This is a genomic window from Limnobaculum zhutongyuii (genome assembly GCF_004295645.1).
Lineage (GTDB): Bacteria > Pseudomonadota > Gammaproteobacteria > Enterobacterales > Enterobacteriaceae > Limnobaculum > Limnobaculum zhutongyuii.
Genome location: NZ_CP034752.1, coordinates 587,289 through 602,634 on the forward strand (window position 1 = coordinate 587,289; position 15,346 = coordinate 602,634).

The following is a 15,346-nucleotide window of genomic DNA, read 5'->3' on the forward strand; positions in this document are numbered from 1 at the left end:
AAAAAAAGACGGCCTCAGTGCCGTTTTTTTATGGCGATAAACTTTTCTTAATGACACAAAAATATCACGGTTTTTTTACATGTTATTGGGTAAAATAGCGCGGCACTGATGCTAATAGCTCAGTGCGTGTTCGTTACTTAATACTGCAATACATCAATTCTTATCTTGTTTGTCGCCGTCTGGCTGGCAAGTGCTGATACTGTTCCTGATTAAGATTGATTTATCACTATTGAGAACAATTATTTATTTAAAATAATTTTTTCAAGGATAAGAAATCTATGCGTTGGCAAGATTTTAAAACCCAGTATTTAATAAAATTCTGGGCACCTCTCCCTGCGGTTATTGCAGCAGGTATTCTTTCTACTTATTATTTTGGCTTAACCGGCACATTTTGGGCGGTAACGGGCGAATTCACTCGCTGGGGTGGTCATATCGCTCAGCTATTTGGTGCCGATCCTCAACAATGGGGCTATTTCAAGGTGATTGGCCTTGAAGGAACGCCACTGGATCGCATCGATGGTATGATGATTATTGGTATGTTCGGTGGCTGTATTGCCGCGGCACTATGGGCCAATAATATTAAGCTGCGTTTACCACAGCATCGTATCCGTATTTTTCAGGCGGTACTGGGAGGCATTATTGCCGGTTTCGGTGCTCGTTTAGCGATGGGCTGTAACCTGGCGGCTTTCTTTACCGGTATTCCTCAGTTTTCACTGCATGCCTGGTTCTTTGCGTTGGCTACGGCAGTAGGGTCTTACTTCGGTGCTCGTTTTACTCTATTGCCAATATTTCGTATCCCGGTCAAATTGCAAAAGGTCAGTGCCGCATCACCATTGACTCAAAAACCTGCTCAGGCTCGTCGCCGCTTTCGTATGGGGATGATTATCTTCCTGGTGATGGTTATCTGGGGAATGGTGGAGATTACCAATAGTCCTAAGCTGGGAATTGCAATGCTATTTGGGTTGGGGTTTGGTTTGTTGATTGAACGAGCCCAAATCTGCTTCACATCGGCTTTTCGCGATCTGTGGATCACCGGACGTACCCATATGGCGAAAGCCATTATTATCGGTATGGCGGTGAGCGCAATTGGGATCTTCAGCTATGTCCAGATGGGTGCCCATCCAAAAATTATGTGGGCCGGGCCAAATGCGGTATTGGGTGGCTTACTGTTTGGTTTTGGTATTGTATTAGCCGGTGGTTGTGAAACGGGTTGGATGTATCGTGCAGTTGAAGGGCAGGTTCACTATTGGTGGGTAGGCCTGGGTAACGTTATTGGTGCGACTATTCTGGCCTATTATTGGGATGATATTGCGCCGGCACTGGCAACTAACTATGACAAAGTGAACCTGCTTGATACCTTTGGCCCTTATGGCGGTTTGCTAGTGACATATATTTTATTGGGCTTAGCCTTTGTCGCCATGCTGTGGTGGGAGAAGCACTTTTTTGCCAAAAAGAATGCCCAAAGCGCCATTTCCCTTGATACCAGTAAGGAACCCGCATGAGTCAGGATAACCAAAATATAGTTCCGGATTACCGTTTAGATATGGTGGGTGAGCCTTGTCCTTATCCCGCGGTAGCAACACTGGAAGCCATGCCTCAGTTGAAGAAAGGGGAAGTACTGGAAGTGATCAGTGATTGCCCGCAATCCATTAATAATATCCCTCTTGATGCCAAAAACCATGGCTATGAAGTGCTGGATATTCAGCAGGATGGACCAACCATTCGTTATTTAATCAGAAAATAACAGAAAATAACGGGGCAATGATGATGGCTCACATTGCCCCGTTAACACATCAGATTTAGTTCACCACGTTTTGTAGCTTACCGGCGATGAAATGCTTCAGATTGTTTACCGTAATCTCCATCAGACGCAGACGAGCCTCTTTAGGGGCCCAGGCGATATGAGGAGTGATAATGCAGTTGCGGGCATTGAGTAATGGATTGTTTTCTGATGGCGGCTCGGTGGACAGTACATCCAGTCCTGCACCAGCAACTTTTCCACTGTTCAGCGCATCTGCCAAATCCTGTTCGACAATTAACCCACCACGCGAGGTGTTAATCAGCATCACACCATTCTTCATTTTGGCGATATTACTCTGATTAATCAGACCGGTGTTCTGTTCGGTCAGGGGACAGTGCAAACTAATCACATCTGACTCTGCCAACAGTTGGTCTAACATAACCACACGCAAATTAGGTTGTTCAATACTCTTTCTCTGGCTTGGGGTATACACCAAAATTTCCATGCCCATCGCCAGTGCTATTTTAGCAAAGGCAGAACCAATCTGACCGTAGCCAATCAAGCCCAGTTTTTTACCCATTAACTCAATAAGCGGTGAATGCCAATAGCAAAAATCGATACTTTTCGACCAGCCGCCAGAACGAACATCGTTACTGTGTTCGCCAACGTGGTGGCATAGTTCCAGTAACAGTGCGGTGCTTAACTGAGCAACTGACATAGTGCTGTAACTGGGAACATTACATACCGGTATGTTTCTTTGACGGGCCGCTTTAACATCAACAATGTTATAACCAGTCGCTAATACACCAATCATTTTAATTGAGCGGCATTGCTCAATGGTTTGCTGGCTAATCGGCGTTTTATTGGTTAACACAATGTCAGCATCACCGATTCGTTCGACAATGAGTTCCGCCGGAGTGCGATCGTAAACGGTTAACTGACCCAGCTGTTCAATCTCAGTCCAGGAAATGTCTCCCGGATTCAGGGTATGACCATCTAAGATAACTATTTTCATAATTCACCAGAACGTCCATTAATGTAGAAAGTGATGATAATGTTTGCTCCCATTGCTGTTTATTCGCATTTGTGACGGTTATTTGGCTAAATCAGCAGAGATCTCCGCAATAAGTTCAAAAGAGCGCATACGGGCAGAGTGATCGAATATCTGTCCATTAATCATGATCTCATCTGCATCAGTTTCTTTCAGCAAATTTTGTAATCCGTTACGGACACCATTTTTATCACCGATAACTGACAGGCTCAGGGTATGGTTAGCGCTGTAAAGTTCATGTTTGGCCACCACTGAGTTAATGTCTTCGACCGGATGTGGCAATGGACCTGGTGTTCCGCGCAGCATGTTGACAAAGTGCTGCTGTAAGGAGGTAAACATATACTCTGCTTCAGCACCGGTATCGGCGGCAATGGCATTAACACAGACCATGGCATAAGGTTTTTTCAAATCGGCAGAAGGCTTGAACTCACGGCGATATAATTCAAGTGCTTGTAGCATCATATCCGGTGCAAAGTGGGAGGCGAAAGCATAAGGCAGTCCCATACGTGCAGCCAGTTGAGCGCCATACAGGCTTGAGCCTAATAGCCAAACGGGAACCCGTAATCCCTGACCCGGAATTGCCTTGATGGTCTGGGTAGGTTTTTCATCATCAAAATAACCGGTCAGCTCGGCAATATTGGCAGGAAAGTTCTCTGAGGTATCATGATCATTACGGCGCAGAGCCTGTGCCGTTTCCTGATTGGTACCCGGTGCACGTCCTAAACCTAAATCGATACGATTTGGATAGAGGGATGCCAGGGTGCCAAACTGTTCGGCAATCACCAGCGGTGAATGGTTAGGTAACATCACGCCACCGGCACCAACACGAATGGTTGATGTCGCTCCGGCAATATAACCAACCAGTACGGAGGTTGCTGAACTGGCGATACCCGCCATGTTATGGTGTTCAGCCATCCAGTAGCGATGATAACCAAGACGTTCTGCCAGAATGGCCAGCTCTTTTGAGCGAGTGAATGCCTGAGGGATGGTGCCACCCTGGATAATGGGTGAGAGATCAAGCACTGAAAGTGGTACGCTGGAAGAATTAGACATACTGATAATCTCCGTTATCGCTATTATTTAATAGATACTCCCGCCGAATTACGCCGGTTGAGAGTGATACGAACTGATTAACTGTTCCAATTTAGCTCGATTAGTTTTACCCGAATCGATTTTTACATAGGCAGACTGTTCTTCCGGCACAATGACGACATCATTCACACCGGCAACCATTTTCAGGTAACTTTCTAACAGACCGTCTTGCAATGCTGTTGCTGGTAATTCAATGCGCAGGCTGCTGACATAAGGTGGTTGTTTCATTGTGGTACTGAGCATGAACCACAACGCACAGAGCACAACGCAGCCAGTAAATACTGCACTTGTTCCGTTAAGGCCAAATAACCATCCACCCAAACTTCCGCCGATAGCCACACCAATAAATTGGCTGGTTGAATAGACACCCATCGCTGTACCTTTATAACCTGCCGGGGCTTCTTTACTTATCAGCGAAGGTAAGATGGCTTCCATGATATTGAAAGCGATAAAAAATAGCTGAACACCGATAAAAATAGTCCACAGGTGTTGCCCGCTGGAAAAAAGTATAGACTCTGAAATAAGAAGCAGTGCGACACAGGTTAAAAATACTTGCTTCATTTTGCGTTTTTTTTCCGCAATTATGATGAAGGGCACAACTGCGACAAAAGAAACCAACATCGTGACCAGATAAACCTTCCAGTGATCGGCTGGCATAAAACCGGCATTTTCCATCGCTACCGGCAGAGCAAGGAAGGTTGCCATCAGTAAAGTATGCAGGCAGAGAATGCCGATATTCAGTTTTAGCAAACGTTCATTTCTGAGGACTTTACTAAAACTGCCTTTTACCATACCGGATTCCCGGTTTAATACATGACCGGAAGGCGTAGGTATCAGCGTTAGCGTCAGTACTATTCCTGCCAGTGCCAATACGGCGATACCCCAAAACAGTGCATTAAGGCCAAAAGCGTGAGTAACAATAGGCCCCAGTACCATTGCAATGGCAAAAGTAATACCAAAGCTGACGCCAATAAACGCCATGGCTTTAGTACGGTTTTGTTCCCGGGTCAGGTCTGAAAGCAGAGCCATAACTGCGGCAGCAATGGCGCCAGAGCCCTGCAGTGCGCGTCCCAGAATCACGCCCCATATCGAGTCACTTAAAGCCGCAATCATGCTGCCGATAGCAAAAATCAACAATCCGCCAACGATTAGCGGTTTACGACCAACCCGATCGGAAATCAGGCCAAAAGGAATTTGGAAGATAGCCTGTGTCAGGCCGTAGATGCCAATGGCAAGGCCAATGAGCGGTTTAGTTGCCCCTGCCAGAGCCATACCGTAAGTGGTAAGAACCGGCAGTACCATAAACATTCCCAGCATACGCAGGGAGAACACTAATCCCAGACCAAAGGTAGCCCGGCGCTCTCCCGGAGTCATTGCATAATCGTTCATATCACCTCAAATCACTTCGCGTTCACTGTTGGAATTTTTCAACTGAAAACGAACGGCCTGTTGTTATTTTTATTCTGCCACTGGTTAATTAAGCCACTGGATTATAGCGTTGGATAGAATAGTAGTAAGCCGGGTGAATTGCTTTATATTTCTGGTAAAGATTGAGATAACGACAAGATTTAGGGTGGATTAGCGACAACGCACTCAATCGAGCGGCTGCCGCCATGTTACAGATAACTATTACAGATAGTTATGGCCAGACGAAGGTAAGCAGCGACTCAGGTGCTGCCACCTGAGAGTAGTCTACCGACATCATGATGCTTAGCGTAGTGATAGCCACAATGGAGAAGATGAACAGCTTTCTTGCCCAAATTTTGTTATCTGTTGTTTTATAACCGGTTAAAGCCATAATCAGCCAGCCAAAACCAACCACTGCTGCAACAAACAGATAGCTATAACCCGCATAGCCACTAATAGTTAACATCAGTGTCGCCACAATAAAGCCGATGATATACAGCGTAATGTGGTTTTTGGTTACGGAAATCCCGCGTTTTACCGGCAGAACCGGAATTGACGCAGCCAGATAATCCTTATAGCGGAAAATAGCGATAGCGTATGAATGAGGCATTTGCCACAGGCTAAAAATTACCAGCAGAATTAATGCCCCGGTATCAAACTGATTGCTCACCGCACAGTAACCGATAACCGGTGGAGCGGCACCAGACAGACTTCCGACCAGAGTACCGTAAACGGATTTACGTTTCAGATACAGACTGTATAGCCCCACATAAACCACGAACCCTAACAGAGCAAACTCTACCGCCAGTAAATTGGTATAGACGTAGAGTAAGGCAAAGCCAGCAATTCCCAACATGCAAGCGTAGAGAATAGTGATGGCAGGGGAGATTAATCCCTGAACCAGAACGCGGTTCTTGGTTCTTTCCATCAGGCAATCAATATCCCGGTCAATATAGTTATTAAACACACAGCCGGATGCCACTACCAGAGAGACGCCGATAATAGTGGCAAACAGCAGGGAGAAATCCACGCTGCCCTGAGAGGCGAGCAGGAATCCTCCAATGACTGAAATCATATTGCCAAAAATGATTCCCGGTTTGGTGACTAACAGATATTTCTTAATCATCTGAGTAGCTCTTAGTGAACCATCATGTTGGTATTAAGGTTGTACATAATCCATAGTGAACCTACAACGACGATGGCGATTATCAATCCGGTGAATACCAGGGCGACAAAGTTCCAGCCACCCTCTGATTTTGTGTTCATATGTAAGAAATAGACCAAATGAACCACGATCTGGACTACGGCAAACAGAGAGATAACGACAGCCAGAGTTGCTGGTGCTGCGGCTCCTGTCATAACCATCCAGAAAGGAATTGCCGTCAGAATAACTGAGAGCACAAACCCGATAAGATAAGACTTAACCGAGCCATGGCTGGCGCCGGAAGCGTCTACAGAGGTATGTTTCATTTAGATTGCCCCCATCAGATAAACCACGGTAAACACGCAAATCCAGATAACATCCAGGAAGTGCCAGAACAGGCTGAGGCACATTAAACGCGCATTATTTTTTGGCGTTAAACCCTTCTTCGATACCTGAATCATCATGATTGCCATCCAGATCAGACCCAGGGTAACGTGCAGTCCGTGAGTACCAACCAGAGTAAAGAATCCTGATAAGAAGGCGCTGCGCGATGGGCCATAACCTTCACTGATCAGCAGATGAAATTCATTGATTTCCATGCCGATAAAGCCAAGGCCGAACAGGAAAGTGATGGCTAACCAACCAATAACCTGACTCTTATTACCCTTGTACATCGAAATGATAGCCATACCGTAAGTAAAGCTACTTAATAACAGCAGGGCTGTTTCACCGATAACATAAGGCAGTTCAAAAATCTCTTTGCCTGATGGGCCATCTGCAATTCCGGTTGCCAGTACGGCATAGGTAGCAAATACTGAGGCGAACAGAATACAGTCGCTCATCAGGTAGATCCAAAAACCGAATACGGTCTTGGCACCACTATCGTGATCGTGGTGCTCATGCTCATCAAGGTGAGCGTGAGAATTGATCAAGGTATCAGTTGCCATGATTTACCCCTGCCTGGCTTAATTGTTCAAAACGCTGATTTTCGATTTTCTCAATCTCTTCAACAGGTACGTAGTAGTCGGTATCATCATTGAAGGTATGGGCAATATAGACCACCGCCATACCAATCAGACCAACGATAGCCATCCACCAGATTTCCCAGACCATGGCAAAACCAAACACCACGCTAAAGGCTGCAATGATGACGCCGGTGCCGGTATTTCTTGGCATATGAATTGGCTCATAACTCGCCGGGCGCTTATAGACAGTACCGTCATCTTTCATATCAGAGAAAGCATCAATACCTTTAATCACCGGAAGATGCGCGAAGTTATAGAACGGTGCCGGAGAAGAAGTTGCCCACTCCAGCGTACGGCCGCCCCATGGGTCGCCGGTAACGTCCATATTTTTCTTACGATCTTTGATACTCACCAGTAACTGCAGGATTTGACAGGCAATACCCAAGGCAATCAGTACCGCACCGAAGGCAGCAACCACCAGAAGCGATGTCCACTCTGGTTGCAGGCTGTAGTTCAGGCGGCGGGTCATGCCCATAAAGCCCAGAATGTACAGCGGCATAAAGGCAACGAAGAAGCCAATAATCCAGAACCAGAAGGCGTATTTACCTAAAGTTTCGTTCAGTTTGAAACCAAACGCTTTCGGGAACCAGTAGTTAAAACCAGCCAGACAGCCAAACACCACACCGCCAATAATAACGTTATGGAAGTGAGCAATCAGGAACAGACTATTGTGCAGTACCATGTTGGCACCCGGTACTGCCAGCAGAACCCCGGTCATACCACCCACGGTAAAGGTCACCAGGAAGCCTAGCGTCCACAGGATTGGCGTAGAGAACTTAATACGGCCCTGATACATGGTAAACAGCCAGTTGAAGATCTTCACGCCGGTAGGAATGGAGATAATCATAGTGGCAATACCAAAGAAGGCATTCACGTTGGCACCCGCACCCATGGTAAAGAAGTGGTGCAACCAAACGATAAAGGAGAGCAGGGTTATAGCAACCGTTGCCCATACCAGCGAGGTATAACCGAACAGACGTTTTTTACTGAAGGTTGCCACGACTTCGGAGAAGATACCAAAACAAGGCAGAATCAGAATATATACTTCAGGGTGACCCCATGCCCAGATCAGGTTGACGTACATCATCTGGTTACCACCAAGGTCATTGGTGAAGAAGTGGAAATCCAGATAGCGGTCAAGGGTGAGCATCGCGATGGTAGCGGTCAGAATCGGGAACGCCGCAATAATCAGGATGTTGGCACATAATGCAGTCCAGGTGAAAACCGGCATTTGCATCATTTTCATGCCAGGGGCACGCATCTTCAGAATGGTGGCAAAGAAGTTAACCCCGGTAAGCAAGGTACCGACCCCGGATATCTGTAAGCTCCATATCCAGTAATCGACCCCGACCCCTGGATTATACACCTTACCCGAGAGTGGCGGATAAGCCAGCCAGCCGGTTTGTGCAAATTCGCCTACGCCAAGAGAGATGTTGATTAACACCACACCGGCAACGAACAGCCAGAAACTCAGGGAGTTCAGGAATGGGAATGCCACATCGCGGGCACCGATTTGCAGTGGCACCACAATGTTCATCAGACCAATAACAAACGGCATAGCCATGAAGAAGATCATGATAACGCCGTGAGCGGTAAAGATTTGGTCATAGTGATGAGGCGGGAGGAAACCTTCCCCACTGGTGGCAGCTGCCACCGCCAGCTGAGTACGCATCATGATGGCATCGGCGAAGCCGCGTAGTAACATCACCATGGCGACCAGAATATACATCACACCAATTTTTTTGTGGTCAACGCTGGTGAGCCATTCATTCCACAGCCATTTCCATTTTCCTGCCCAGGTAATCAGAGCAAGTAAGGCAATTCCGCCGACGACAATCAGGCCAACAGCACCCATAATAATCGGTTCATGGTAAGGAATCGCTTCAAGTGTTAATTTTCCTAACATCGTTTATTCCTCGCCTCCAGAATGATGTGAGTGCTTGCTGGTATCCATTTTCATATATTTATTAATAATATCGAGATACAGACCAGGCTTAACCGTTGAGAAATACTCAACAGCATTGTTTTCGCTTGGTTTAGCAAGTTGATTGTAATCTTCCCATTGAAGTTGATTTGGGGATTGCTTAACTTTTTCAACCCATTTATCAAAGTCTTCCTGAGAAGTAACAATAGCGTTGAACTTCATTCCGGAGAATCCTTTGCCGCTGTAGTTAGCCGACATGCCCGGATAAACGCCTTTTTCATTAGCGACCAGATGTAGAATATTCTGCATGCCGCCCATGGCGTAAATCTGGCTGCCCAGACGAGGAATAAAGAAAGAGTTCATAACGGTATCGGAGGTAATTTTAAATTTCACCGGCACGTTCTCAGGGAAAGAGAGTTCGTTAACCGACGCAATACCGAGGTCAGGGTAGATAAATAACCATTTCCAATCCATGGAGACTGCTTCAATGGTAATCGTTTGGGCTTCACTTGGAATGGTCTGACGCGGGTCAAGCGCGTGAGTACTTTTCCAGGTTAACGTACCTAATACCAGAATAATGACGCAGGGAATGCCCCAAACGACCATTTCAATTTTATTGGAATGGGCCCAGTTAGGTGTGTATTTAGCCTCTTTGTTCGATTCGCGGTATTTCCATGCGAATAGAAAAGTCATAATGATAACGGGAACAACAACGATCAACATCAGAAGAGTAGCCGTAATGATCAGGGATTTCTGTTCCATCCCGATCTGGCCTTTAGGATTCATCAGAGCCATGTCACAGCCGGTGAGCAGCAACGCTGCCAGGCCGAGCATTAGCACTTTAGAAAACTTATTGCATTGTTTGAGTCTCATTGAACGACCTCATGACAAAGTACATAAGCGCTTTGTGGTATTGAGAACCGATGAAAATTGGTTCCGGGTGTGCGGCAATTTTATGGAAAAGTTACAAATATGTAAATATCATTAAATCGTTGTCATCAAATGATATCATTTTGTTGTGGTTTAATTGAGCGGATGATGCGGATTTTTCGAAAGAATCAGGAATAAAGCCCTGCTTTAAAGGGGGTTATTTAGTTATTTTCTATCAAAAATAGTTAAATATTATTTATTGCAGTTTTTTATATTACAGACTAAAAGATTATGCCCAAAGTGTTAAATTTGTTAAAAAACGACTCGTCTGGCGAATAACGATATTATTCACCAGAAAGTAGAATTAGCTTAAACAGAATATAAAGACTATCAAAGGGATAGCTTATACCGATGATGAGGCTATTGAGTGGTTATTTATTCTTCTTAATGCTATCAGGGCTAACATTATAACGACACCCGGTAGCCAAACCCACAGTAATTCTGACTGAATAACCGCGATACCATTAGGTTTCAGGTACTGTGCCAGCTGGAATGGCGCAACCTTGATCACCTGAACTGGTGCAAAAAAACGCTCTTCTGACCACGGCCACAGCCAGCTAACGCCCATCCCTCCCGTAGTTAATGAATCCAGCACACTATGAGATAACAGTGAAACGGTTAAAAATCCCCAAATTCGTCGGTAACCTACTTTAAACGCATTTTTGAATAACAGCGCCAAAGTTGGTAGAGCAAAAGCAAACAGCAGAGAGTGGGTAAATCCCCGATGACCAAAAGCATTGGCGTAGGCTATGCCAAATTTGAAGGCCAGTACGTCCAGATCGGGTATCATTGAAAAGGCAATTCCGGTTATCAATAACGCCGGTGGTATTTTACGCGATCCTAATCCAATACCCAGACAGATAGGTACTGCGGCATGGGTGACAATCGTTGGCATATCAACATCCTGTAAAAGCTCGCTACAAGCATAAGTTACTGAGGTTATGAAATTCAGCATAAGTGTTTTATGTGAAGCATAGATGAAGTGATTTAATTTTCTTTGTGTGGTTTTTTTTATGCGTTGTATAACACATTCGTGATAAATCGATTTATCATTGGCATACAGAAAAAATCATGCCGGCAGCAAGGCTGATAATCGATAGCGTATTTTGGAGAGTTCAATGAAGTGCTTTTCTCGCACGGTTGTATCCGTACTGCTTCCCTGTGTGTTGTCCGGGTTAGTTTTTCCTTCAGTTAGTTTAGCAAAATACGATCCCACTAAAGACTATCAGGAAATTCCCGCTATCGTAAAACAGTTTCCGGCCCCCAGCCTGATAGAACTGGGTACACCCGCCTTTGATAAAGATAAAACTGATTTCACCTCCCAGCAGGAGATGGAAAAATTTATTAATGACCTGAGTAAGACATCCGGTACATTGCGGGTGAAGCAGATTGGATTATCCCAACAGGGAAAATCAATTTCACTACTGGTATTTTCTGGCTCACAAACGGCGTCACCGGAAGTTTTGCTGAAAAATGGCAAACCGACGGTACTGATTATTGCTTTACAGCATGGCAATGAGCCAGCTCCGGGAGAAGCCGCACTGGCCTATGCAAAAAGCCTGGCTGAGGGGAAAGAAGGGGATGTACTTACCCGGGTTAACGTATTAATTATGCCCAGAGCCAATCCGGACGGTGCCGAAAGTTTCAGCCGCGATTTGGCAAACGGTATCAATTTAAATCGTGACCATTTACTGTTGAGTACGCCGGAAAGTCGTGCCATTGCACAGGTATTTATTCAGTATCAGCCGGATGTAGTGTTAGACAGCCATGAATATAGCGTTGCTGGTCGCTGGGTGGAAAAATTTGGTGCGGTGCAACGTTATGACGCCATGCTGCAACAGGCGACCACGAATAATTTGCCAGCGCGACTAACCAAGATGATGGATAAACCGTTTCGTGAAGGTATCGTCAGTACCTTTGAAACCAATGGATTAAGCCACTCCTGGTACTACACCACGGATAAGTTAGATAAGCAGGATAAAACATTGTCAATGGGGGGCATTGAAGCCGATACGTTGCGCAATATTGCCGGGCTACGCAATTCAGTTTCATTTTTGCTGGAAAACCGGGGTGTGGGTTTAGGGAAAGCGCACTTTGCCCGTCGGGTGTATACCCAGTTTTTAGCCATGCAAACTATGGTTAAAGTCAGCGCTAAAAATAGTGCTGATTTGCTTAATAATGGGCAAGAGATTCGCCACGATATTGCTACTCAGGCCGGACAGGGCGCTATCGTTGTTAAAGGCGAAATGACGCCAGAAAAACGGACTATTTCTATGATTGATGCCAAAACAGCCGATGGCATCAAAGTGAATGCTGACTGGCGCTCGGCATTAAGCATTATGCCGGTGATTACCCGCACCCGTCCTTATGCTTATTTATTGGCGCCAACGGAGAAAAAAGCGGTACAGAACCTTCAGGCATTAGGAATAGAGGTTTACCAAATTGTTCAGCCTCAAAAAGTTAAGGTTCAGCAATATACTCTGGCAGATCGTAACGAAAGTACCAAAAAGGATGTTACCGGCAGCATAGGGCAAAAAGGGAATCAGATGATTCAGGTCACTACCCGAATAGACGATCGGGAACTGGATTTGTCTGCCGGGTACTATTACATTCCGCTAAATCAGCCTTTGGCAAATCTGGCCATAGCGGCGCTGGAGCCAGAAACGCAAAGCAGTTTTGTGGCAAATGGCATTATTAGTCTACCGAAAGTAAAAACAGAAAAGAAAAAGGCCAAAACCAAAGCGAAAACTCAGGCCACTAATGCCGAAGTGGCATTGCCCGTGTTACCGCTTTATCGTTTAACTGAACGCGCTGATATCTCATTGGTATTAGTAGAATAAAAATATATCAGGGCAGATTTTCACCGGACTAATCTGACAGCCAGACTCTGCGCATTTCTCTGGCAAAGGTTTCCAGATTTTTCGGTGTTCTGCCCGTTAGTATTTCAACTTCATTGGTTAGCCGGGTTTCTGCACCGCCTGCAATCATTGTATCCAGAGAAGCCAGTGCACGCGCATAATTCTCATTCATTCCCTGAGCCACAAAACGTTTAGCCAGCCCTCCCTCGGTCAGTTTGATATGGTCTATTTTCAGTCCAATTGCGGCACTAATAATCTTTGCCACCTCACAATAGGAAAGCGCTTTAGGGCCAGTAATAACCACATCCCGGTTTAATGAATCAGGGCGTAACAGTGCGGAACAGGCAACCGCTGCAATATCACTGGTATCAACAAATGGAACTCGTCCATCAAAGGTGGCGGAGTAGATACGGCTTTCATCCAGAATGGAGGACATATGATACTCCTCCGAAAAATTCTGCATAAACCAGGTGGGGCGCAAAACTGCCCATTCAGGTACATTTTGTTTCAGATAGCTGTGCACAGTGCCAATCATGGGGCCGCCTTCCTCTAGCAGGGAGGCACTGAGTAGTACAAAGCGGCGAATACCCTGTTTAAGTGCAAGGTCAATAAAGGGACGCATCACCGTCAGTGGTTCGGCCACATTGGGTGGCGCTACCAGATAAACCGCATCAATACCCTGTAGAACATCAGCATGATTAAGCCTGTTGCTCCAGTCAAAACGTATTGCCTGATGGCCATAAATCGATGAACCAGAACGTGAAGCAATGACGCAGGAATGTCCTGCATCTTTTAACTGGGATGCAATACGCCGGCCGGTCTTACCCGTTCCGCCGGTAATAAGAATGGTAGGATTTGTCATGATGAACGCTCTCTGTAACCTGAACTTATCGCCGGTGATTGGCCTGGTAAAGCATCGGAACTCTGAGTAGGCACGAAGCCAGCGTTAATTTGAACATAGCATAAAAACAGGAAAGATCGACCCTGTAGCCCCTGTTACAGTGGGATATACGTTAATATTTATGTCGACTATACCCTTACGGGGATTTGAATCTATCCAACTTCAGAGTGATAGCAAATTTGTCTGTTTCAATTTCAGTAGATATTCCGGCCGTAAAAGCTATGAGAAAAATCATCATCGTGCTCGGCCGGAAGGGCCATATACTCAGCTTGAGTGCTCATCCTGGCTGACGCCAGGTCGCCCCAACCACCGCCTTCCCGACAATGAGCTGTTTTAAGCCATCACACTAAACTATCAGACTTTGTCATCGACCTGAGCGGAAAGATTCTTATTCCTCCACCAACTCCAGTCCGGCAATACGCTTCCAGTAGCCATTACAGTCTGCCTGATTTTGCAGTTGCAGCGGTGACTGACCTTGTTCGTTATTGCGAAATTGGGTGATCAGTTTCAGAGTGTCGTGGTCCTGTGGTGACAGGCGCACGATATCCACCAGTCCATCCATCTCTTTCAGATTATTACCGAGGTTATAGCAATAGCCACTTTGTGTTTGAATGCCATTTAACACAAATACCTGTTGGTTCTCCTGAGAGATAACGTTGCGGCCTGTTGGGTAGTTAATGCAGCAGGTCTCACACTCATCTTTGGGACGGTTTTCTGAACGGGCGGTAAAGCAACGGGCTGAATAGGCCAAAGGTAGATGACCATAGCTGAATACTTCCACTTCAAATTGACGGCGAATACCTAACTCTTCGCATTGATTTAGCAAATTAGACAACCAGTCGCGGGAAAGCTCCACCGGCATACACCAACGAATCATTCCCTGTTTGTGCAGTGAACGTAGGGTATAGGCGTTATAGCAGTTAAGGGCCGGGCCAGCGACATAGGGTAATCCATGTTCTGATGCCATATTGACGGCACCCAGATCGTTGGCCTCAATCAGGAATTCACCATTTTCGATATAGCGTTTTAGCTCAGTTAATTCTGATGGTGCCTGAATAAGTGCCAGTGTGGATAACACCACCTGTTTACCTGATTGGGCCAGCGTTTTCGCCAGATCCAACCAGTCATTAACCTTCATTTCACGACGTTTACTGCAAACTGCTTCACCTAAATAGATAATATCGGCACTGCTTTCCATTGCCGAATGATAGAAAGCTTCGGTTTGGTCTTTAGGCCAGTAGTAGAGCAGAGGCCCCAGAGAATATTTCATTGT

At 45.8% G+C, this 15,346-nt stretch carries 14 protein-coding genes; 3 read left to right on the plus strand and 11 right to left on the minus strand.

Annotated features, from left to right (window positions below; all coding sequences use genetic code 11):
• Positions 1–278 precede the first annotated feature (278 nt).
• Both yedE and yedF read left to right on the plus strand, forming a co-directional pair.
• Positions 279–1,502: a selenium metabolism membrane protein YedE/FdhT gene (gene yedE / locus EKN56_RS02200; protein ID WP_130590307.1), complete on the plus strand. Its 1,224-nt coding sequence runs from the start codon at positions 279–281 to the stop codon at positions 1,500–1,502.
• Positions 1,499–1,744, plus strand: coding sequence for a sulfurtransferase-like selenium metabolism protein YedF (gene yedF / locus EKN56_RS02205; protein WP_130590308.1), 246 nt, complete (start codon positions 1,499–1,501; stop codon positions 1,742–1,744). The genes yedE and yedF overlap by 4 nt, the downstream gene beginning before the upstream one ends.
• Before the next feature lie 55 nt (positions 1,745–1,799).
• Here the strand turns inward: yedF and EKN56_RS02210 are convergent, their stop codons facing one another.
• The 9 genes from EKN56_RS02210 to EKN56_RS02250 form a co-directional block, all read right to left on the minus strand.
• On the minus strand, positions 1,800–2,756 hold the full coding sequence (locus EKN56_RS02210) for a D-2-hydroxyacid dehydrogenase (RefSeq protein WP_130590309.1): 957 nt from the start codon (positions 2,754–2,756) through the stop codon (positions 1,800–1,802).
• A gap of 78 nt (positions 2,757–2,834) precedes the next feature.
• Positions 2,835–3,845, minus strand: coding sequence for a luciferase-like monooxygenase (locus tag EKN56_RS02215; RefSeq protein WP_130590310.1), 1,011 nt, complete (start codon positions 3,843–3,845; stop codon positions 2,835–2,837).
• 48 nt (positions 3,846–3,893) lie between these two features.
• Entirely contained in the window at positions 3,894–5,273 is a 1,380-nt protein-coding gene (locus tag EKN56_RS02220; RefSeq protein ID WP_130590311.1) for an MFS transporter, read from the minus strand.
• A gap of 250 nt (positions 5,274–5,523) precedes the next feature.
• On the minus strand, positions 5,524–6,417 hold the full coding sequence (gene cyoE, locus EKN56_RS02225; protein WP_130590312.1) for a heme o synthase: 894 nt from the start codon (positions 6,415–6,417) through the stop codon (positions 5,524–5,526).
• An 11-nt stretch (positions 6,418–6,428) separates the two neighbouring features.
• A complete protein-coding gene (locus EKN56_RS02230; RefSeq protein WP_130590313.1) occupies positions 6,429–6,761 on the minus strand; it encodes a cytochrome o ubiquinol oxidase subunit IV in 333 nt (110 codons plus the stop codon).
• Complete coding sequence (locus tag EKN56_RS02235; RefSeq protein WP_130590314.1) at positions 6,762–7,382, minus strand: cytochrome o ubiquinol oxidase subunit III; 621 nt, start codon at positions 7,380–7,382, stop codon at positions 6,762–6,764.
• The gene (gene cyoB / locus EKN56_RS02240; protein WP_130590315.1) at positions 7,372–9,366 is read right to left on the minus strand and encodes a cytochrome o ubiquinol oxidase subunit I; all 1,995 of its coding nucleotides are present in this window, start codon (positions 9,364–9,366) and stop codon (positions 7,372–7,374) included. Before cyoB ends, EKN56_RS02235 begins: the two co-directional genes overlap by 11 nt.
• A 3-nt stretch (positions 9,367–9,369) precedes the next feature.
• Positions 9,370–10,257: a ubiquinol oxidase subunit II gene (gene cyoA / locus EKN56_RS02245; protein ID WP_130590316.1), complete on the minus strand. Its 888-nt coding sequence runs from the start codon at positions 10,255–10,257 to the stop codon at positions 9,370–9,372.
• A 400-nt stretch (positions 10,258–10,657) separates the two neighbouring features.
• Positions 10,658–11,209, minus strand: a complete 552-nt coding sequence (locus EKN56_RS02250; RefSeq protein WP_130590317.1) for a metal-dependent hydrolase — start codon at positions 11,207–11,209, stop codon at positions 10,658–10,660.
• A 223-nt stretch (positions 11,210–11,432) separates the two neighbouring features.
• Between EKN56_RS02250 and EKN56_RS02255 the strand changes: the two genes are divergently transcribed.
• Entirely contained in the window at positions 11,433–13,154 is a 1,722-nt protein-coding gene (locus EKN56_RS02255) for a M14 family metallopeptidase (RefSeq protein WP_130590318.1), read from the plus strand.
• A 28-nt stretch (positions 13,155–13,182) separates the two neighbouring features.
• Here EKN56_RS02255 and EKN56_RS02260 read toward each other — a convergent pair whose 3' ends face one another.
• A complete protein-coding gene (locus EKN56_RS02260; RefSeq protein ID WP_130590319.1) occupies positions 13,183–14,034 on the minus strand; it encodes an ergot alkaloid biosynthesis protein in 852 nt (283 codons plus the stop codon).
• Positions 14,035–14,461: 427 nt separating this feature from the next.
• Positions 14,462–15,343, minus strand: coding sequence for a U32 family peptidase (locus EKN56_RS02265; protein WP_130590320.1), 882 nt, complete (start codon positions 15,341–15,343; stop codon positions 14,462–14,464).
• Positions 15,344–15,346: the final 3 nt, after the last annotated feature.